The following is a 21,016-nucleotide window of genomic DNA, read 5'->3' as shown; positions in this document are numbered from 1 at the left end:
GCGCGTCGCAACCCTGTCATGTTTCAGTCATCTGACTGACTTAATCTTCCGGCACTTCCCTCGCTTCAGAAGGTGCCGGCATGCGGCTGCACGTTGTGTTTTTCATGGGGCTCTGGCTGCCGTTGCTGGCATGGGCCGATCAGTTGCCCATTCCCCAACACGGCCCCGCCCTGCGCCTCCAGGGCTCCAATACCATCGGCGCGGCGCTGGGGCCAGCGCTGGTCAAGGGGCTAATGGAAACCCAAGGGCTGCTCAAGGTCAGTACCGAAATAACCGGCCGCGACAACGAGCAGCGAGTCGTTGGGCAAACCACCGATGGCCGGCGCGTGGAGATCGACATTGCGGCCCACGGCTCAAGTACCGGGTTCGCCGCGCTCAAGCAGGACAGCGCCGACCTGGCGGCCTCCTCAAGACCGATCAAGGACAGCGAGCTGAAAGACCTGGCGGCCCTCGGTGATCTGAAAAGTCCGATGGCCGAGCAGGTCATCGCCATAGACGGACTGGCGATTATTCTTCATCCCCAGAATCTGCTGCGTCAGCTCGACACCGTTCAACTGGCGCGTATTTTCAGCGGCGAGGCGAAGACCTGGGAAGCCGTGGGCGGCGTCGGCGGGCCGATTCATTTGTATGCGCGGGACGAGCAGTCCGGCACCTATGACACCTTCAAGGAGCTGGTGCTTAGCCGACAAGGCAAGAGGCTGGATCCTACGACCCAGCGCTTCGAGTCCAGCGAGCAGTTGTCGGACGCTGTCAGCCAGGACCCGCAAGGTATCGGTTTCATCGGTTTGCCCTACGTGCGCCAAGCCAAGCCTCTGGCGATCGTCGACGGCGACTCCCAGCCCATGTTGCCACTGAACAACCTGATCGCCACCGAGGACTACCCCTTGTCCCGACGCTTGTTCTTTTACATGCCGCCGCTACAAGCCAATCCATGGGCCGAGGCCCTGGTCGATTTCACCCAAAGTGAACAAGGCCAGGCCATCGTCGCGGCCAACGGCTTCATTGCCCAGACCGTCCACGCCATGTCCGTCACCCCGAATGCACTGATGCCGGAGGGTTACCAGGCCCTCAGCCGCCATGCCCAACGCCTGACGGTGAATTTTCGCTTCGAAGAAGGCAGCGCCAGCCTGGACAACAAGGCCCACCAAGACCTGGGGCGCGTGCTCGACTATATAAAGCAGCACGGCAAAGCCGACCGGCGCGTGACCCTGGTCGGTTTTGGCGACGCCAAGGACGATCCGGCGCGAGCGGACCTGCTGTCGAAACTGCGCGCCATGGCAGTGCGCCGGGAACTGGTCAAATATGGCGTGGCCCTGCGCGAGGTCCGCGGGTTCGGCGCGTTGATGCCGGTGGCGGCCAACAATGAAGACGAAGGACGGGTTCGCAATCGGCGGGTGGAGGTTTGGGTTTACTGAACGCCGTCCAAGGCGCGCAACGCAAATCCTGTGGCGAGGGAGCTTGCTCCCGCTGGGTGGCGCAGCCGCCCCAAGAATTTGGGTCAAGGCCAGAAACTTGGGCCTGCTGCGCAGTCCAGCGGGAGCAAGCTCCCTCGCCACAAAAGCCTGGATGTTTATCGCATCAACCACCGCGTAAGACCTAACCACCGCGTCTTGCGCCATTGCCTACAACTACGCCAGAATCCGCCGGCTTGTGCGCCTTGAGGGCGGGCTTTACTGTTGCTCGGTCGCTGAAGAATCAGCGATCGGGTTTGGTAGCCCGGGTAAAACTAAGGCGCACAGCTCCGCATGTTTTTTATGGCGGCTGTGCGTGGGGCGCCTTATGGCGCGCTGGGTTTGCCTTGGTACCCGGTCTACCAACCTGCGTATAGCCGCTACCCAATGTTTGGTAGCAAAGGGTTGCAGCTCCAATTACCAAGGAGTTCATCTATGTTCAAAGCGACCCCAAACCCACCGGGCGCCAATCCAAGCGCACTCTTCACCATCATCAACGGTGTCGACACCGAAGCCCTGCTCGCCAACCTCAGCGAAACCCTCGCTTCGGCCAACGCCATGGTCAGCGACCTGGCGTTCGACCTGGATGGTTCAAGGCGCCACATCGCCCTCGGCATCCTGCAACTGATCGAACTAAGCGCAATGCTGGCGAATCGAGCGCTGGATAACGTCGAAGCACGTCCGTCGGCATAAACGCTTACATCGTGGCGAGGGAGCTTGCTCCCGCTGGGTGGCGCAGCCGCCCCAAGAATTTGGTTCAAAACCAGAAACTTGGGCCTGCTACGCAGTCCAGCGGGAGCAAGCTCCCTCGCCACAAGAGCAACTGCGTCATGGCGTACTACCGCCCCGCCAACTCCATGATCATCCGCGACAACAAATAGATCCGCGGCACCACGCTCTCGACTTCGGCGTACTCCTCCGGTGTGTGGATGTTGCCGCCAACGATGCCAAAGCCATCCAGCGTCGGCGTGCCCACACCGGCGGAAAGGCTGGCGTCCGCCGCCCCGCCACTGCCTTCCTCGGTAAGTTTGCGCCCCAGTTCGCCATAGATGCCCTGGGCCATCGCCATCAACCGATCCGATTCCTTCGTCTGCGGCATCGGTGGCAAGCCGCGTTGCAGGCTGGTGGTCACTTCGGTGTCGGCGATCAGCTTGTCCTTGGAAACACGTGCCAGGTCTTTTTCGATACGGTCGAATTCTTCCGGCACCGCTGCCCGCACGTCGGCCTTGGCGGTGGCCTGGTCAGGAATCACGTTGGTCCGGTCGCCAGCCTTGAGCACAGTGAAGTTGATGGTGGTCTTCTTTTCCGCGTCGCCGAGCTTGCCCAGTTGCAGAATCTGGTGCGCCGCTTCCATCGCCGCATTGCGCCCCAGTTCCGGCGCGACTCCGGCGTGGGCCGCCTTGCCCTTGACCTCCACCAGCGCCGTCGCGCTGCCCTTGCGCCATACCACGAGGCCGTCAGCCGGACGACCCGGTTCAAGGTTGAGGGTCACATCATGGGCCTTGGCGGTTTTCTTGATCAGGTCGGTGGCGACGTCCGAGCCGGTCTCTTCGCTGGCGTCGAGCAGGAAGGTAATTTGCGCGTAGTTATTGAAGTCAAGGTTCTTCAGCACCTTCAAGGCATAAATCCCGGCGACGATGCCGCCCTTGTCGTCCATCACCCCCGGCCCGTAGGCCCTGCCATCCTTGATATGGAACGGGCGTTCGGCGGCGGAGCCCTCCTTGAACACCGTGTCCATGTGAGCCATCAGCAGGATCCTGGCCTTGCCGGTGCCCTTGAAGGTCGCCAGGACATGCTGGGTGCCATCCGAATTCGGCACCTTTTCGATAGTCGCGCCGAGCTTCTGCAACTCATCGATCGCAATGTCGCCGACTTGGGTCAAACCCGGCACATAGCCGGAACCGGAGTCGATATTGACCAGCCGTTCCAACAGTTTCAGGGCCTCGCCCTTGTACTGCTCGGCATCGGCCAGCACTTGCTGATGGGGCTGCGCGAAGGCAGCGGGGGCCAAGGCGCCAAGGGCCAGGCTCAGGCCGAGATTGATGGCCAGACGGGAGCAAAGAGCGGTAACGGTCATGAGTTCATCCTTGTTTCATCGGGGAAGTCATTTGGCACCCTACCCGAGAATATCCAAGGGCTCTAGACCGCCGACGCCTCCAACACCAGCCGATGCCGCTGAAAGACAACCCGGTTGCGCCCACCTGTCTTGGCCTCATAAAGCATCTGGTCAGCGTCGTTGAGCCACGCGGTCGCGTCGCCATACGCCGGGTTGAATGCCGCCAGGCCAATACTCAGGCTGACTTTTAACGTCGGATCCTGGTCGTAGCCAAGCGTTGCAAAACGTTCGCGCAAACCGTCCATGGCCTGAACGGCGTTGTGCAGGGTCAGGTCCGGCAGGATCACGCAAAATTCGTCGCCACCGTAACGCCCGATCACATCTGTGGCCCGCAGGTTTTGCCTGAGCAACTTGCCGAGCTGGCGCAGCACCACGTCGCCGGCGCCGTGGCCGTAGGTGTCGTTGATGGCTTTGAAATGATCGATGTCGATCAGCGCAATCGCGCCGTGGGTTGCGTCCGATGGATGACGCAGGTGCCGCTGGAACTCTTCGTTGAGTCGGTCCTTCCAGGCGCCATGGTTGAGCAAGCCGGTCAGGCTGTCGGTACGGCTCAGGGCCAATAGCTCACGCTTTTGCCGGCCCAGGGTGTGGGCCTGGCGAAAGCAGATCCAGCCCAGCGCCAGCGGATAAAGGCACAGCAGCGGCAGACAGGCGTAGAGCTGCGCCGGGCTGGTCATGGGCACGCTGGCCAACGGGAATATCAAGACGCCCAGCGCGATGCCGCTCACTTGGGCTGCGGCGCCGACCAGCAGGAAACGCAGGCCACCGATGGCGACATTGTTCATCGCCATCATCGCCAGCGTGACAGCCGTGGGCAGCGGATTGAATTGCATTGCGGCGACCCAGAAGCCGCCAAGGAAGGCGTCGATCAACAGATTGCGGTGTTCGGCGTGGTACGGCACCGCCGCACGGCGGGCCCACTGATAGGACACGTGTGGCCAGAGCAAGCCATTGAACAGCATGAAACCCCAAACCCAAGGCGCCGGATCGAGGGGATAAACGGCGGCGCTCACTACCAACAACCCGAGCGCCAGGCCGAGGATGCGCGACGTGTAAAGCCTCCTGGCCAGCGAGAGTCCCTTTCTTCCCGTTTTTTGCATAGAGGCCTCTGCACCGCAGGACTCCCGGGGCGCCGGGATGGGATAACCGGAGTCTATCAGGATGACGTCAAATAGCCATCACTGGATGAAGGGGTATTTATTCTTACGGACAAACGTGGCTCGCCGCGGATTTTGGCTATACATGAGAAAGGGAATTCACTGGCCGACACAGCGGGTATCAAAGCAGACGCGTCCCTGTCGTCGCTATATCCCAGGTTTCAGCTTCACTTATTTCACTTATATAGGCTGATCGGTCGCCGAGGCTGGCTGGTCAAACGCTAACGTGACCCATGGAGGGCAAGAGATGCTGGTGTTGTGTGTAGTCCTCGCCGTGTTTATCGCCTGGAGCTGGCTGACGTATCCAGGCATCGGCCACGTGCTGTATGACTTGGGCATGGCCCTGGAAGCACGCCTCTATCGATTGCGCAAGATCACCGTGCCCATCAGTGAAATGACGGTATCGACCTGGCAGGGTGGTCCCTATGAAGCGTCCGGCAGCATCCTGATGCTGCACGGCTACAGCGCTGACAAAAATCTCTGGCTGCGCTTTGCCCGGCATTTTGTCAGCCAATACCGGGTGGTGATTCCCGACCTGGCCGGCCATGGCGAAACCGGCTTCAAGGCCGGCGGAGGCTACGACATCCCCACCCAGGCCCGACGCGTGATCGAATTGCTCGACGCTTGTGGCCTGGACAAGGTCCACGTGATCGGCAATTCCATGGGGGGCTACCTCGCGGCATGGCTGGCGGCGACTTCGCCGGAACGGGTGTTGACCCTGGCGTTGATCGATCCGTCCGGCGTCACCGCTCCCGAGCCCAGCGACATGGAGCGTCACCTGGCGGCCGGGCACAATCCGTTCCTGGTCTATTCGCGGGATGATTTCGCGCCGTTCTACGCCATGACCATGGCCTCGCCCCCCTGGTTGCCCAGCGTGGTGCTGGCAGCGATCGCCCAGCGTTACGAACAGCGCCGGGAGGAACTGGCGGAAATCTTCGTTGACCTTCGCGCCAGCCCGCCGATGGAGCCACACCTGGCTGGCATCCGCGCGCCGTCGTTGCTGCTCTGGGGACGCAAGGACCGACTGATCGACGTCAGCAGCGTACCGGTCTGGAGCAAGGGCATTGCCGACCTTCGCGTGGAGATCTGGGACGGGGTCGGCCACATGCCGATGGTTGAACGACCAGGCAAAACCGCGGCGTTGTACCGGGATTTCTTGAAGGGATTGGGGCAGTGAGCACAACGCAAGATCTGAGGTATCGATCCAGATGAACATCCTCTACGACGAACACCTCGACGGCCCATTGCCCAAAGTGGACAAACAGGCCCTGCTGCACACCTTGCAGTCACGGATCCCGGACCTGGAAATCCTCCACCGCGACGAAGATCTCAGGCCCTACGAATGCGACGGACTGTCGGCCTATCGCGCCACGCCGATGCTGGTGGTATTGCCACGGCGAGTCGAGCAAGTACAGGCCCTGCTCAAGGTGTGCCACGTACAAAACGTCCCGGTGGTCGCCCGAGGGGCCGGAACCGGCTTGTCCGGTGGCGCCCTGCCCCTGGAAAGCGGCGTGCTGCTGGTGATGGCGCGCTTCAATCAGATCCTGCATATCGACCCCGATGCGCGCACCGCGCGACTTCAGCCAGGCGTACGCAACCTGGCGATTTCCCAGGCGGCGGCACCGTTCGGTCTGTACTACGCGCCGGATCCCTCGTCACAGATCGCCTGCTCCATCGGTGGCAATGTCGCGGAAAACGCCGGCGGCGTGCATTGCCTGAAGTACGGCCTGACGGTGCACAACCTCTTGAAGCTGGAAATCCTCACCATCGAAGGCGAACACCTGACCTTGGGCAGCGAAGCCCTGGACTCGCCGGGCCTGGACCTGCTGGCGTTGTTCACCGGTTCCGAAGGACTGCTGGGAATCATCACCGAGGTGACCGTCAAGTTGCTGCCCCGGCCCCAGGTCGCCAGGGTGTTAATGGCCAGTTTCGATTCGGTGGACAAGGCCGGGCGGGCAGTGGCGGATATCATCGGCGCCGGCATTATTCCCGGCGGCCTGGAGATGATGGACAACCTGGCGATCCGCGCCGCCGAGGATTTCATCCACGCCGGCTACCCGGTGGATGCCGACGCGATCCTGCTGTGCGAACTGGACGGGGTCGAGGCCGATGTCCAGGATGATTGCGAACGGGTGCGCCATGTCCTGCAACAGGCCGGGGCGACCGAGGTGCGCCAGGCTCGGGACGAAGCCGAGCGCCTGCGGTTCTGGGCCGGACGCAAGAATGCTTTTCCGGCGGTGGGCCGTCTGGCACCGGACTATTACTGCATGGACGGCACGATTCCCCGGCGTGCCCTGCCCGAAGTGCTACAGCGCATCGCCAGCCTGGGCGTCGAGTATGGTTTGCGGGTCGCCAACGTCTTCCATGCCGGCGATGGCAACATGCACCCGCTGATTCTTTTCGACGCCAACCAGCCGGGCGAACTGGAGCGCGCCGAAGCCTTGGGCGGGAAAATTCTCGAACTGTGCGTCCAGGTTGGCGGCAGCATCACGGGTGAGCACGGCGTCGGCCGGGAAAAAATCAACCAGATGTGCGCGCAGTTCAACAGCGACGAACTGAACCTGTTCCATGCCGTGAAAGCGGCGTTTGATCCCCTCGGCCTGCTCAACCCTGGCAAGAACATCCCCACCCTGCACCGCTGCGCTGAATTCGGCGCCATGCACATCCACGGCGGGCAGTTGCCGTTCCCTGAACTGGAGCGTTTCTGATGATCGGCGAAGTCGACCGTGACGCCAGCGACCTGCTCCTGGAGCAGGTCAACCGCGCCCGTTCCAATGCCACGCCGCTGCGCATCCAGGGCTCGAACAGCAAGGCTTTCCTGGGACACGACGTGGCTGGCGAAGTGCTCGATACCCGAGCGCATCGCGGTATTGTTGACTATGACCCCACCGAACTGGTCGTCACCGCCCGGGCCGGAACCCCGCTGCGCGAACTGCTCGCCGCCCTGGACGCAGCCGGGCAACGGCTGCCGTGCGAACCACCGGCATTCGGCGAGGATGCCACGGTGGGTGGCATGGTCGCCGCCGGGCTGTCGGGACCGCGCCGCCCCTGGGCCGGTTCGGTGCGCGACTATGTGCTGGGCACGCGCCTGATCAGCGGCCATGGCACGTTGTTGCGTTTTGGCGGTGAGGTGATGAAAAACGTCGCCGGCTACGATCTGTCGCGTCTGCTGACCGCCAGTTTCGGCTGCCTGGGGGTGATCACCGAAGTCTCGCTGAAAGTACTGCCAAAACCTCGCCACCACCTGAGCATTCGCCTGGAAATGGACAGCGCCGAAGCCCTGGAAAAATTCGCCGAGTGGGGCCGACAACCTTTGCCCCTCAGCGCGGCCAGCCACGAGGGCGGTTGTCTGAATTTGCGCCTGGAGGGCGGCGAAGGTTCAGTCAGCGCGGCGCATCAGCGCCTGGGCGGTGAAGTCGTTGACGATCAATACTGGACAGCGCTGAACGAACATCGCCTGCCGTTCTTCGATGAAGGTTTGCCGCTGTGGCGCCTGTCGTTGCCCAACCCTATCGGTCCCCTCGCCCTGCCCGGCGCGCAGCTGATCGATTGGGCGGGTGCGCAGCGCTGGCTGAAAACCGATGCCGACACGGTACAGACACTGGCGCGAGAGTTGGGCGGGCATGCCACCTGTTATTGTCCAGGTATCACCGACACGCCGTTCCAGCCGCTGGCCCCGGCGCTGCTGCGCTATCACCGTCAACTCAAGGCACAACTCGATCCCCAGGGTTTGTTCAATCCTGGCCGGATGTACGCGGAGTTCTAGATGCAGACTCGGTTCAGTGACGAAAGCAAGCGCCTGCCCCGTGCCGAGGAAGCCGAGCGGATCCTGCGCAGTTGCGTGCATTGCGGTTTCTGCAACGCCACCTGCCCGACCTATCAGTTGCTGGGGGATGAGCTGGACGGCCCGCGCGGACGCATCTACCTGATCAAACAGGTGCTCGAAGGCCAGCCTGCTACGGCGAGCACCCAACTGCACCTGGATCGTTGCCTGTCGTGCCGCAACTGCGAAACCACTTGCCCGTCCGGCGTCGATTATCACAATTTGCTGGACATCGGCCGCGCCGTGGTCGATGCGGCCGTGCCTCGTCCGCCCAGCCAACGCGCACTGCGCCTCGGCCTGCGGGGGTTGGCCGCCAGCCCCGAGCGGTTCAAGACGCTGCTGCGCCTGGGCGCAGTGTTCCGTGCGGTGTTGCCGGCAAACCTGGCCACCAAGTTGCCCCGGGCCTCGGCGCCGCATGGCGAACGCCCGGCGGTGCGCCACGCTCGCACTGTGCTGATGCTTGAAGGCTGCGTGCAGCCGGGCTTGTCACCCAACACCAACGCGGCCGCCGCACGGGTGCTGGATCGCCTCGGCATCAGCGTCATTGCCAGCGCAGAAGCCGGCTGCTGCGGCGCGCTGGACTATCATCTGGACGCCCAATCAACCGGACTGGACCGCGCCCGCCGCAACATCGACGCCTGGTGGCCGCACCTGCAAAACGGTGCCGAAGCGATCGTCCAGACCGCCAGCGGCTGTGGGGCATTCATCAAGGACTACGGGCATTTGCTGGAACACGATCACGCCTATGCCGCCAAAGCCCGTCAGGTCAGCGAGCGGGCATTGGACCTGGTGCAAGTGCTCGGCAACGAACCGCTGGAAGAAATCTGCGCCGCCAGGAGCCAGCGCATCGCCGTTCATTGTCCCTGTACCTTGCAGCACGCGCAGAAACTCGGCGGCACCGTTGAAGCCCTGCTCGCACGGCTGGGGTTCAACCTGACCGAGGTGCCCGACGGGCATTTGTGTTGCGGTTCGGCCGGCACCTATTCGCTGACCCAACCGACCCTGGCCCGACAGCTGCGGGACAACCGCCTGAACGCGCTGGAAAGCGGCCGTCCGGAGCTGATCGTCACCGCCAACGTCGGTTGCCAGAGTCACCTCGACAGCGCCGGTCGCACGCCGGTGCGGCATTGGATCGAGCTGGTGGATCAGTCCCTGGCAGAATGAAGTCCTGAAGATTCTTCGTTTGTCGGCGCTGGCGAAGGCTGCGATCTTTCGTCCAACTTTCCCACAGCCTTCGCCAGGAATTCTTACGATGAGCTTCGTCAGCCCCGACTTGATCCGCCAACGCTTCTCCAGGGCGATGTCCGACATGTACCGCGACGAGGTGCCGCTGTACGGCGCATTGATGAACCTGGTGGAGCACACCAACGCCCGGGTACTGGCAAACGACCCGTCACTGGCCGAACACCTGCGCAACACCGGCGAACTGCAGCGCCTGGACTTGGAACGCCACGGCGCCATTCGCGTTGGCACCGCCGCCGAACTGGCGACCCTGGGCCGCCTGTTCGCGGTCATGGGCATGCAACCGGTGGGCTATTACGATCTCACGCCCGCCGGCGTACCGGTGCATTCCACGGCGTTTCGCGCCGTGCATGAAACATCGCTGCAGATCAGCCCCTTCCGGGTGTTTACCTCGCTGTTGCGCCTGGAGCTGATCGAGAACACCGAGCTTCGAGCCTTTGCCGAGTCGGTGCTGGCTAAACGGCAAATCTTCACCCCCAGCGCCCTGCAGCTCATCGACCTCGCCGAACGCCAGGGTGGCCTGACCGAACCCCAGGCTGAGGACTTCGTCCTACAGGCCTTGGAAACCTTTCGTTGGCACCACAGCGCCACCGTCACCGCCGAACAGTATCGACAACTCAGCGCCCAGCACCGCCTGATCGCCGACGTGGTGGCGTTCAAGGGGCCCCATATCAATCATCTGACGCCGCGCACCCTGGACATCGACATTGTCCAGGAGCAGATGCCGGTGCATGGCATCACGCCCAAAGCCGTGGTCGAAGGACCGCCCCGTCGCCAGTGCCCGATCCTGCTGCGCCAGACCAGTTTCAAGGCGCTCGACGAGCCCGTCGCGTTCACCGACCAGCCTGCGTCCCAAGGCAGCCACAGCGCACGTTTTGGCGAGATCGAACAACGTGGCGCCGCCCTTACCCCCAAGGGCCGCGCGCTCTACGACCAATTGCTGAACGCCGCGCGCGACGCCCTCGGGGCGTTTCCCAACGAAGCCAATGCCGCACGCTACAACACGCTGATGGCTGAACACTTCATCCAGTTCCCGGATACCCACGATGAGCTGCGCCGGCAGGCACTGGCCTACTTTCGCTATTTCGTGACGCCGCTGGGGCTCGCCGCCAGAGGCACTATCGATCAGCCGGCCTCGCTGGAGCACCTGTTGGAGCAGCAATACCTGCGTGCCGAACCCTTGGTCTACGAGGATTTCTTGCCGGTCAGTGCCGCCGGCATTTTCCAGTCGAACCTGGGTGACACAGCCCAGAGCCACTACGCCGGACAATCCAATCGACACGCGTTCGAAGCCGCGCTGGGACAAGCGACTATCGACGAGTTGGGGTTGTATGCCGAGACGCAACAGCGTTCCATCGACGAATGCATGCTTGCCCTGAAAGCGTAGGAAACGGCCGAAGGACAAAGGCGTAAGAACTTGCGCATCGGGTTATCAAAACCCCTCGGATTTTGCCGTTTTGCCCAGGCAATAAGGCACCCGGTGCTGCGTGGGCAATGAATCGTCCCGCACGGCGCAGTCCGTTACGTATATTTTCAGGTTTTGGCTTGATGCCTGAACCATAAATTTACGTAGGCTTTTGATTTTCAGAACATTTTTATAAATGGCATAGCTCTTGATAACGCTCAGCCGCCTCGAGGCGATTCGCGCCCCGGGCTTCAGTTATCCAGGAAGGAGAGCATCCATTGGCTACCCCCGCTTACATGTCCATCGAAGGTACCAAACAAGGCCTGATCACCGCCGGCGCATTTACCGCCGACTCGGTGGGTAACACCTACCAGGAAGGCCATGAAGACCAAGTCATGGTGCAGGGTTTCCAGCACCAGGTCACCATCCCGCGCGACCCTCAGTCCGGCCAGCCAACCGGCCAGCGCATGCACAAGCCGTTGGTGATCACCAAGGTCTACGACAAAGCCTCGCCGCTGCTGCTCGCAGCCCTGACCAGCGGTGAGCGCCTGACCAAGGTTGAAATCCAGTGGTACCGCACCTCGGCGTCGGGCACCCAGGAACACTACTACACCACCACCCTGGAGGACGCGATCATCGTCGACATGAAAGACTACATGCTCAACTGCCAGGATCCGGGCAACAGCCACTTCACCCATCTGGAGGACGTCCACTTCACCTACCGCAAGATCACCTGGACCCACGAAGTCAGTGGCACCTCAGGCTCCGATGACTGGCGTTCCCCGGTCGCGGGCTAAGCCATGCAGGTGTTCGCCCAGTGCGACGGCCTCGGCATTCCATGCGCTGGTAAAGAGCCAGGCACTGGGCGAACGGGGACAATGATAGTGGAGCTTCCACGGTATTTCCCCGAGCGCCGCTTAAATAATTATTCACAATACGTGGCGAGCCAGCTTACTCGCTCACTGTAAAAACTTAATCGCGCCGCGCCGTTTTCTGCGCATCGGTTTCCTGCGCTTCGGCGTCACCTTGCTGCTGTTTGCGCTTGGCCGGGTCGTTGGGCCGCAGCGCGTCGTTGTCACGTTCCACTTCGCCGGGCAAGCCCGGGGCGTCGGGGTTGTGTTGCGTTTGATCGGGGCTGGACTTCATCGTGAACTCCTTGGGTTGTCAGCCTTGGAATCAGGCATCAGGGTCTGCCACTTCCTGCGCGACGTTGGCATCTGGCGAGCGTTGGTGGAGTTCCTCGGCTTTGATCTTGAGAGTTTGCCAACCTTCCAGATCTATCGCCCCTTGGCCAAACAGATCATCGGCCAGGCGCACCAGCTCGGTGAAATGAGCATCCGGCGACTGCTGGAAGTAAGCCTTGTCGTCGAACAGCCGCTGCCAGTCGGCCAGTGACGGAGGTTTGAGGTCATCGCTCATGACGGGCTCCCGCGAGGCATTCATAAGCTATGAGGGGCGACCTGCGCGGGGAGTTCCGGCGATTGTCAGTAGCCGGTCATTTCCAGATAGCCGTTGCCGCCATGGCTGCCGCTCAGTTGCACCGGCCCTTCCCAATAGGGAATGCGCAGGTCCATCCAGGCGTTGGGGTTCAGCGCCTGGGTGGTGATGTCGAGCTGTTTTCCGGGAATGCTGATGGACCAGCGCACCGGCATTGAACGGCCGGCGACCTCGACGGTGCCTTGTGGCGTGAGGCTGATTTCACCAGCGTTGAGGGTTGTCGCCTGGCCTTGGGCGTCAATCCACGTACCCGTGAGGTATGGCGCACCGTCCTTGTGCCGCATGCGGTAGAGCATGACGTGTTCGCCGGTGTCCAGGTGCAGGGAAAACCAGTCCCAGCCGGTCTGGTTCGCGGTCAGCGGCTGGCTGCTCCACTCACGGTCAAGCCAGGCCGGGCCGCTGACCGTATAGCGCTGGCCGTCGATTTCAAGTTCGCCGCTGGCCTGGAAAAACGGCTGGCTGTAGTAGTACGAAGCCTGGCCCTGCTCGGATTTCTGGCTGAAACCCTGCTCGCCCTGTAACACCAGCGTGCGGCTTGAGGTCAGCCGCAGGTCGTAGCGAAAGCGCGCGTCACCGGCCTTCAGTCGCATGTCCGCCAGCGGATCGGCCCCTGCGGCTTTCGTGCTGAACTGCCAGTCGTCGATCCAGGCATCGAAAGGCGTCGCCTGCACGCCGGCCTGCCCCACTCCGCCCCGGGCATAGCGCTCGGCGGCGTGATGCGTGGTGGCGGAAGTGACCGCGGCATGACCGAGCCAGATCGTCTGGTTGCGCCAGCCGCTGGCGGCGGGCGCGGCGTCCAGGGCGCTGCGAAACAGCGTCCATTGCACGCCAAAATCCCGACCCTGGGCGTCCTTCAGGTTGGCGGTCACGTACCACCACTCGATGCGAAACCCCTCATGAACGCCGTGGTCAGCCGGAAAACTGAAGACCCGCCCCGGCACCACCGGCGCGTAGGCGATGGCCGTATCCCCCAGCCCGGCGAAGCCTTTTTGTGTGGTTTGGGAGTCATCGCAGCCACTGAGCAGCGCCAACAGCAGCAGACCGACTCTAATTTTCATGAGCGAAGGTCCTCAACAAATCCGCCGGTTGCGTGCGGTACAGCGCATACAACGGCCAAGCCGACGCCAGCAGCGTGGCGAGCATGGCCAGGCCCAGCAGTTGCGCCAGTTGCAGCGGGAATATCCGCAAAGGCAGTCGCCAGCCAAACGCCTGGACGTTGATGACGGCGTCCAGGCACCAGGCCAGGGCGATGCCCAGCGGCAAGGCCAATACCAAGGTCAGCAATGCCAGCAGCCAGGTCTGGCCGAGGTTGAGCAGCATCAGTTGCCGCCGCGTTATGCCCAGCGCCCAGAGGGGCGCCAACTGGCTGAGACGGCTCTGGCTCTGGGTCAGCAGGCTGATGAACAGCGCCACCCCAGCCACCGCCAGGGTCAGGCTGTTCAGCGCGGCGGTGGCGGCAAAGGTGCGTTCGAATACCTGGGTCGACCAGCCCTTGAGCCGCGCCTGTTCGACAATGTGACTGTCGTCCAGATGGAATCGGGCCTGCAACGCTGCCAGTAACGAGGGGATCGCCGAGGGCTCGACGCGCAGGTTGAAACGATTCGGTGATAGCTCGGGCCAATGCGCCAACAGGTGTTCGGCGTTGACCAGCACATGTCCCTTGGGGTTGCCGTAGTCGGCGTAGATCCCCACGACGCGCGGCGACCAAGGCCCTTTCGGGGTCGGCAACGTTACGGCATCGCCGACCCGCACATTCAGGCGCCGGGCCAGCTGTTCACTGAGCATCAGCGTGTCGCCCCCGGCCAGTTGCGACCAAGGCTGATCGCCAACCGATTCGAGCAACGGCCAGTGCTGGCGATAGGTCGGATGATCAACCACCCCATACACATCGGTGGGCCAGCCCTGCAAAGCAATCGAGACCTGCCAGTTGGGCAACACGGCGCCAATGGCGGGCTGTTGCTTGAGCCAGGCGTGCAGCTCGCCCGCCTGGGCCGGGGTTTGCGGATTGATGTAAAGCTCGGCGCTCAAGCGTTGTTCGAGCCAATCGCTGAAGGTCTGCCGGAACCCCGAGGTCATGCTGCCCGCGCCGATGTTGGCGGCCAGCGCCAGCAGCAGCGCCATCAACGCCAGGCTCAATGTCGGCAACTGTTGGCGGCAATCAGCAAGAAACCATTGGCCCAGCACCGAACGGCTGCGGCGCAATAAAAGGTCCAGCGCACCATTGAGCAACACCGGTAGCGCCAGCGCCGCGCCGAGCAACAAAGCCGTCATCAGGACAAAACCGCTGCTGAGGCTGTCGCCCCAGAGCAGCGCCGAAAGCGCAATTAGCGCCGCCAACATTGCCACCCAACCCTGGCGCCGCAGCCAACGTGCATGGGCCTGGTGCCAGGCCTGGGGGTTGGCCAGGGCCAACAAGGGCAGGCGCGCCGCACGCAACAAACTGTCGGCGCCGGCCAGCAACGCACCGAACAGGCTCAGGCCAACGCCACTGAGCCACCACCCTAGGCTGAGACTCAATTGCCCGGCCACTTCGGCGCCGTACAAACCGCGCAGGCTGGCCGCGACATCCGGCAATAGCAGGCTCGCCAGCCAATAACCACTGAGCACTCCGGCGATCCCGCCGAGCAAGGCCAGCATGCCCAGCTCGAAGGCCAGGCCAGTGACCAGCATGCGTGCGCTGACGCCACAGGCGCGCAGGGTTCGCAGCAAACCGCGACGCTGTTCCAGGGCCAGGCCGACGGCGGCATGAACGATGAACAACCCCACCACGAACGACAGGAAACCGAGGGCGTCGAGATTGAGGTGAAAGCTTTCGGTCAGGCGCGACAGGTTGTTTTCTTCATCGGCGCGCTTGAACTGCAACCGCCCGTCGAACGCCTCAGGCAAGACCGCGTTGAAAGTGGCGGGCAGCAACAACCGTGATAATTGGTCCGTGAGCCCCAAGGCCTGTTGGGCATAACCGATGTCCATCAGCAGCATTCCCGGGGCCATGTCCGCCTGGACATGCAGCGGCGGCAGCAGTCGGCCCTCGACCGTCCGCGGGCGTTCGCCCTCGCTCAATCCCAACGCCCGCGAGGTTTGCGGCGCGATCCAGGTACGACCGGGGTCGTTGAAAAACGCCACCACGTCGCTCATCTCGCGTGCCTGCCCCGCCACCGCCGTACCGGGAGGCAGCGACACCGGGTCGATGCCCATCAGTTGCAAGCGCTGGTCCTCGTGGCCCTGGAGCGTCACTCGGGCCTGCAACACCGGCGACACCGGCCAGCCGTGGCGCCGCAGGTCGATAAACCATTGCTGGGTAAACGTACCGCCGCCGGGTGCGGTGAGGCTGGCCTGGGGTTCGCCGCCGATGAGCTGGCTGGCCCGGGCGTAGCTGTCGCGGGCCTGACTGTTCAGCGCCTGCACGCCGGTGAGCAGACTGGTGGCGAGCCAAAGCCCGGTCAAGACACTGAAAAATTGCACCGGGTGCCGGCGCCAATGGCTGAGCAAGGCCTTGAGGGTCTGGCGAAAGATCATCACTCCTGGGCCACCTGCGCCAGGCGTCCGCCTTGCAACACCACGCGATGGGCCAGGCGCGCGGCCACCCGCTGACTGTGCGTGACCATCAACAGACTGGTGGGAGTGCCGTCCAGCAGTTCCAACAACAGATGCAGCACCTCGTCGCTGGTGGCTTCGTCGAGGCTGCCGGTGGGCTCGTCGGCCAGCAGCAACGGCGGTCGGGAAGCCAGCGCCCGGCCCAACGCCACCCGCTGCTGCTGTCCGCCGGAAAGCTGCTCGGGATAGCGCCGCAACAGGTCTGCAAGGCCGAGCCGTTGCACCAGATGCGTTTGCCAGTCGGCATCGAAACGGCCGCAAAGACGCGCCTGGAATGCGAGGTTGTCCTCCACTGACAAACTGCTGATCAGGTTGAACTGCTGGAACACCAGGCCGATTTCCGTACGGCGCCAATTCGCCAATTGGTTTTCACTCATGCCATCGAGCTGATAATCGCCGCTGCGGATGCTGCCCCTATCCACTTTGTCCAGCCCGGCGACCAAATGCAGCAAGGTGCTTTTGCCGCTACCTGATTCGCCCATCAGCGCCAGGCTGCTGCCGGGCGCCAGCGTCAGGTCGACGCCTTGCAGCACGGGCAGGGAGCCTTGGGGTGTGGCGTAGCTTTTGAACACTTCGCGAACTTCAAGCATGGAAAGGCTCGTCGGATAAACGTAGGGCTCAGGATAGCGAATTTGCATGTCGTCAACACCGGAGCGTGACCCGCGCCCTTGCGCAACCGTTTGTCGCAGCCCAACCCATCTGCCCCGTCTCGCCTTGCAGTTCATCAGCTTTCTGCTATTGATCAATGACTAACACACGCCGTTTTTTAGCTGTCGGCGCAATCGTCATAAATATGACGACCTTGGATTGCCTCCTTCATGGACGATCGCCGACATGCCCCCTATCCAGTATCGCCTCGATATCGATGGTCTTCGCGCTGTTGCGGTGATCGCCGTGTTTGCCCACCACCTAAACGCCACCCTGCTGCCGGGCGGGTTCGTCGGGGTCGACATCTTTTTTGTCATTTCCGGATTTCTCATCACCTCCCAGGTGTTTGGCGAGATCAAGCAGAACATCTTTTCCATGAAGCGTTTTTATCAGCGGCGCATCAACCGCATCGTGCCTGCGTTGGCAACGGTACTGTTGGCAAGCGTGATTGCAGGGGGGTTCATTCTTTCCCCAGCCGACCTGACCCGGCTCAATATCAGCGCACTGTTCTCGCTGTTGGGCGCTTCGAATATCTATATCTGGATGAAGTATGGAAATTATTTCGCGGCGGACGCCGCAGAAGCCCCGCTGCTGCATACCTGGTCGCTGGGTATCGAAGAACAGTTCTACCTGCTCTGGCCGCTGCTGCTGCTGACGCTTTATCGATTGGCACCACGTTACCTGCTACCGATCCTCGGCATCGGCATTGTCGTAACGCTGGGCGTTTCGGAGTACGCCACGAAGCTCGTTCCCTCCGCCGCTTACTATTTGTTGCCCACACGATTTTTCGAGCTGCTGTTGGGTGCGGCGCTGGGCATTTATCTCTCTCAGCCTCGCTCGCTGGGCAGCACGGTGAGTCGAGCTTATGCCCTGGCGGGAGCTGGGCTGATTGTCTATTCCTTGCTGGCACTGAGCCCGGACGCGTCCTTTCCCGGCCTGAACGCCTTGATACCCTGCCTGGGCACGGCGCTGCTGATCCTGGCTGGCAGCGGCGATACCCGCTCCCGCCTGCTGACCAACCGACCCATGGTATTCATCGGCCTGATTTCATACTCGCTTTATCTATGGCATTGGCCGTTGATTGCTTACTTGAAGTACTTGGGCATCGACATGTCGCTACCGCTGGGCCTGAGTGTGGTGGCCACCGCGATTTTACTGTCCTGGTGCTCCTGGCGATTTGTCGAGATCCCGTTTCGGCGAACCGGAGCGCTGATGACATTTTCCCGCGTGCTCGCCCGCCGCTTCGTGATTCCGGCGCTGGGACTCACCGCGCTGGCAATCATGAGCCTGCAATGGCAAGGCTTCCCGCAGCGTTTCGTGCCGCAGGTGCGAACGCTTGAGGCAATGTCCCTGGCCGAACCGAACAAACTTCGTCACGGTTGCCATATGCCTAATGCGCGGTACAGCGCCGAGCCCGATCCACGTTGCCTGCTCGGTGCACGCAAGGCTCGGATCGACGGGGTGATGGTGGGTGATTCGTTCGCCAATCACTTCACCGGCATGGTCGACGTCCTGGCCGAACCTAACGGCATCGCACTGATGGACTACACGCTGGACGCCTGTCCGCCGATCTTCGGCCACGGCGCCAGGATGGCGCAAGCCTATGGGGCCCGTTGCGTGGCACGCAATGAGCGGGTGTTCGAACTGATCGAGCAGAACCGATACGCCTATGTCGTACTGGCCGGGGCCTGGCCCAGGGACGCGACGGTAGGCGACGTTATCGAAGCGAGCATCAGGCAAGTGGCGCATCACACAGGCCAGGTCATCGTCATCCTCAGCAACCAGAAGATCGACAAGGCTGCCACCTGCCCGGTACGGCGCTTGATGTTCCACCCCGCTCGCCAGTGCTCGGCCCCGCTGGAGACGATGACGGCCTATTGGACAGAAATACGCGCCAAGCTGCCCAACGTGCGCTTTATCGATCCCAATCAAGTGATATGCCCAGCCGGGTTGTGCAGCCCGATCGTCGACGGGCAACTGCTCTACCGGGATGACGCGCACTTGAACGATGTGGGCTCGCGCTTCATTGGCCGCGTGCTACGCGACCGGGGCTTTACGCTGCTGTACGACCCGTTGCCACCCAGGCCGATTGCCACGACACGGTAGGCTTCTCCTCAATGTCCCACTGCCACTTCGGCTGGGGCCGGCTTCGCGGTGACGATGTTGCTCAGGTCGATGTGCTTCCACGCAGGCTTGGCCCCCAGCCGTGCGTTGAAGCGGTAGTTGAAGGTGAAGTCGTCTTCAGTCGGTTGGCTGAGGGATTTTCCATAGCGGGCGACTATCCCCGCAGCGTCGTAGCCCATCAACTGCAGCAACGTCGGGAAAATGTTGTAGTGACTGGAGCGGTCCTTGTTCTGCGCCAAGGCGCCGGACCAATCCAGGCTGCGCAGTTGGCTGCCCTGGATCACTACCAGCGGCACCAACCCCTCCTCGTCCACCGGATCGCCACCGCAATGCGTATTGAGCCCGGGGTTGCCACGCTCATGAAGGTCCTGGCCATGGTCGGAGGTGTAGATCAACACAGCGCGGCTCAAATCGGCCTGTTGGAAGACTCGCCGGAAAAACTCGCCGACGTTCCACAGCAAGGTGTTCTGATAGGCGTTGCGATACAGCACCCAATCATCCTCCTCGCCGTTGAAACCGTCCCGTTTGCCGGTGTCGGCGACGTCCTCGAATTGTCCGCGCGGCAACGCTGGGCGGTAGCTCATGAAGTCATCAGGGTATTTGTCGTGAACCGGAAAATGCGCCCCGACCTTATTGACCACCACCAGTTCGGCGCGGTCATTGCCCAGCAGTTCCACCAGTTTGGCGGCAGCCACCATGTCACGGTCGCGCACCCGCGCCGCATCGAATTGGACAAACTCATCGATGTCCTGTTTTTCCAGCTCCGTCATCAAGTTCTGCAAGTGGCCACCGGTGCGCTGTGCATCGATATAGACGGTGCGCAACCCGGCATGGCGGGCGTACTGCCAGATTGACGGCTGGGTGCTGTTGATGCGCATGTAGTCGGCGCGCGTGCCGCCATAACGTAGGGTAACGTTGGTGTCGGCGCTGCAATTGGCGACGGACGCCGCATAGCCATAACTGAAAATATCCACGCCGGGCGGCGGCGTCTTGAGCCCGCTGGGCACACCAGACGGCGTGTTGATATCGAGGTAATTGCCGCCGATGCTTTCGTCGATGATCAGCACGATATCGTGGTTGATCAAAGAGGGTTGCCGGTCAAGGCTGACCGGCTCCCGAGGCCCCACGGTGTCGTGCAAGGCTTCGTAGACAAACAGGTTCAGGTAGGCCAGCGGCGTGTACATCACCGGCAAGCCGCGCGCGCCCTCGCCCGCCCTGGCGAACAGCACGCCACTGAGCAACAGCACCCCCAGCAAGGGCGCGGCGACCGGTACGAAAGCGGGTAACGGCAAACGACGCCGGGGCTTCAGGGCGACCCCCAGCAGCAGCAACAGACCACCGGCCACTGCGCTGACAATGACCTCGCGATATTGATAGGCCGCTTCCTCGATGAAGCCGCCCGAGTACACCAGCGAGACGAACTGGCTATAGGTCAGGTAGCTGTCGGTGACCCGGGTATACACCTCGAAGAACACCGCCGAGACAAACATCGCCATGGCAAACAGATGCCTCAACAATGCCTGGCGAATGTAAGCGGTCAACCACAGCGCAAGCACCAGCGCAACGAACATCGCACCAAACAGCACTGTCGCAAAGCCAAAACCCAACGCCGCCAGACGCTCAAGGTAATAGTCATGGCCCCTGAACAAGTACAGCACCAGCAGCAGTTCCTTGAGGTATCGGGTCATGTCTTTCTCGGCGCAATCGCGGCGTGAAACGAGGTTTGTTTTCTGCACACTAGCAGCGGGTTTCCAAAGCGCAAGAAAGACGATGAACGGTCGATACGTCAAAAAAAAGTTAGCCCAAAAGTGACAACTTTGACGCCCTTAAAATATGAAAATCTATGGATCTATACCGTTCATCGCTTACTTAAACGTCGACACAGCCCTTTAAAATCGGCGCTTTTCCAAGTCTGTCAATGACTTGATATCAAAAAGCCCCACGCCGTCGAGTTTGCCA

At 62.1% G+C, this 21,016-nt stretch carries 17 protein-coding genes; 9 read left to right on the top strand and 8 right to left on the bottom strand.

What is annotated here, in order from left to right; all coding sequences use genetic code 11:
- Positions 1 to 80: 80 nt before the first annotated feature.
- Both J3P95_RS09755 and J3P95_RS09750 read left to right on the top strand, forming a co-directional pair.
- A complete protein-coding gene (locus J3P95_RS09755; protein WP_434562506.1) occupies positions 81 to 1,415 on the top strand; it encodes a substrate-binding domain-containing protein in 1,335 nt (444 codons plus the stop codon).
- Between the two features lie 423 nt (positions 1,416 to 1,838).
- Positions 1,839 to 2,144 (top strand): DUF6124 family protein, encoded by a 306-nt coding sequence (locus J3P95_RS09750; protein ID WP_434563760.1) that lies wholly within the window; start codon positions 1,839 to 1,841, stop codon positions 2,142 to 2,144.
- A gap of 145 nt (positions 2,145 to 2,289) precedes the next feature.
- Here J3P95_RS09750 and J3P95_RS09745 read toward each other — a convergent pair whose 3' ends face one another.
- Complete coding sequence (locus J3P95_RS09745) at positions 2,290 to 3,528, bottom strand: M20/M25/M40 family metallo-hydrolase (RefSeq protein ID WP_434562504.1); 1,239 nt, start codon at positions 3,526 to 3,528, stop codon at positions 2,290 to 2,292.
- Between the two features lie 62 nt (positions 3,529 to 3,590).
- The gene (locus J3P95_RS09740; RefSeq protein WP_434562502.1) at positions 3,591 to 4,667 is read right to left on the bottom strand and encodes a diguanylate cyclase; all 1,077 of its coding nucleotides are present in this window, start codon (positions 4,665 to 4,667) and stop codon (positions 3,591 to 3,593) included.
- Positions 4,668 to 4,971: 304 nt separating this feature from the next.
- Here J3P95_RS09740 and J3P95_RS09735 point away from each other — a divergent pair, with 304 nt between their 5' ends.
- The 6 genes from J3P95_RS09735 to J3P95_RS09710 all read left to right on the top strand — a co-directional run bounded on the left by J3P95_RS09735 (position 4,972) and on the right by J3P95_RS09710 (position 11,991).
- On the top strand, positions 4,972 to 5,901 hold the full coding sequence (locus J3P95_RS09735) for an alpha/beta fold hydrolase (protein ID WP_434562500.1): 930 nt from the start codon (positions 4,972 to 4,974) through the stop codon (positions 5,899 to 5,901).
- Positions 5,902 to 5,932: 31 nt separating this feature from the next.
- Positions 5,933 to 7,432 (top strand): glycolate oxidase subunit GlcD, encoded by a 1,500-nt coding sequence (gene glcD, locus J3P95_RS09730; protein WP_434562498.1) that lies wholly within the window; start codon positions 5,933 to 5,935, stop codon positions 7,430 to 7,432.
- Entirely contained in the window at positions 7,432 to 8,490 is a 1,059-nt protein-coding gene (gene glcE, locus J3P95_RS09725; RefSeq protein WP_434577655.1) for a glycolate oxidase subunit GlcE, read from the top strand. Before glcD ends, glcE begins: the two co-directional genes overlap by 1 nt.
- Positions 8,491 to 9,711, top strand: a complete 1,221-nt coding sequence (gene glcF / locus J3P95_RS09720; RefSeq protein ID WP_434562494.1) for a glycolate oxidase subunit GlcF — start codon at positions 8,491 to 8,493, stop codon at positions 9,709 to 9,711. It begins immediately after the preceding gene.
- Between the two features lie 88 nt (positions 9,712 to 9,799).
- Positions 9,800 to 11,176, top strand: coding sequence for a 2-oxoadipate dioxygenase/decarboxylase HglS (gene hglS, locus J3P95_RS09715; RefSeq protein WP_434562492.1), 1,377 nt, complete (start codon positions 9,800 to 9,802; stop codon positions 11,174 to 11,176).
- Positions 11,177 to 11,472: 296 nt separating this feature from the next.
- A complete protein-coding gene (locus tag J3P95_RS09710; RefSeq protein WP_434562490.1) occupies positions 11,473 to 11,991 on the top strand; it encodes an Hcp family type VI secretion system effector in 519 nt (172 codons plus the stop codon).
- Positions 11,992 to 12,166: 175 nt separating this feature from the next.
- Here J3P95_RS09710 and J3P95_RS09705 read toward each other — a convergent pair whose 3' ends face one another.
- From J3P95_RS09705 to J3P95_RS09685, 5 genes are all read right to left on the bottom strand, one after another.
- Complete coding sequence (locus J3P95_RS09705; protein WP_434562488.1) at positions 12,167 to 12,340, bottom strand: hypothetical protein; 174 nt, start codon at positions 12,338 to 12,340, stop codon at positions 12,167 to 12,169.
- A 30-nt stretch (positions 12,341 to 12,370) separates the two neighbouring features.
- A complete protein-coding gene (locus tag J3P95_RS09700; RefSeq protein ID WP_434562486.1) occupies positions 12,371 to 12,613 on the bottom strand; it encodes a hypothetical protein in 243 nt (80 codons plus the stop codon).
- Positions 12,614 to 12,678: 65 nt separating this feature from the next.
- A complete protein-coding gene (locus J3P95_RS09695) occupies positions 12,679 to 13,749 on the bottom strand; it encodes a lipocalin-like domain-containing protein (RefSeq protein ID WP_434562484.1) in 1,071 nt (356 codons plus the stop codon).
- On the bottom strand, positions 13,739 to 16,210 hold the full coding sequence (locus J3P95_RS09690; RefSeq protein WP_434562482.1) for an ABC transporter permease: 2,472 nt from the start codon (positions 16,208 to 16,210) through the stop codon (positions 13,739 to 13,741). Before J3P95_RS09690 ends, J3P95_RS09695 begins: the two co-directional genes overlap by 11 nt.
- On the bottom strand, positions 16,207 to 16,875 hold the full coding sequence (locus tag J3P95_RS09685; protein ID WP_434562480.1) for an ABC transporter ATP-binding protein: 669 nt from the start codon (positions 16,873 to 16,875) through the stop codon (positions 16,207 to 16,209). The genes J3P95_RS09690 and J3P95_RS09685 overlap by 4 nt, the downstream gene beginning before the upstream one ends.
- 244 nt (positions 16,876 to 17,119) lie before the next feature.
- On the opposite strand from J3P95_RS09685, the gene J3P95_RS09680 reads away from it, so the two are divergent.
- A complete protein-coding gene (locus tag J3P95_RS09680) occupies positions 17,120 to 19,039 on the top strand; it encodes an acyltransferase family protein (RefSeq protein WP_434577658.1) in 1,920 nt (639 codons plus the stop codon).
- A gap of 8 nt (positions 19,040 to 19,047) precedes the next feature.
- Here J3P95_RS09680 and J3P95_RS09675 read toward each other — a convergent pair whose 3' ends face one another.
- Positions 19,048 to 20,745: a sulfatase-like hydrolase/transferase gene (locus J3P95_RS09675; protein WP_434577659.1), complete on the bottom strand. Its 1,698-nt coding sequence runs from the start codon at positions 20,743 to 20,745 to the stop codon at positions 19,048 to 19,050.
- Positions 20,746 to 21,016: the final 271 nt, after the last annotated feature.

The sequence above is a fragment of the Pseudomonas sp. Z5-35 genome (genome assembly GCF_051131945.1).
Lineage (GTDB): Bacteria > Pseudomonadota > Gammaproteobacteria > Pseudomonadales > Pseudomonadaceae > Aquipseudomonas > Aquipseudomonas marvdashtae.
Note: the sequence above shows the minus strand (reverse complement) of the source record. Positions and strands in the feature narration are given on the sequence as shown.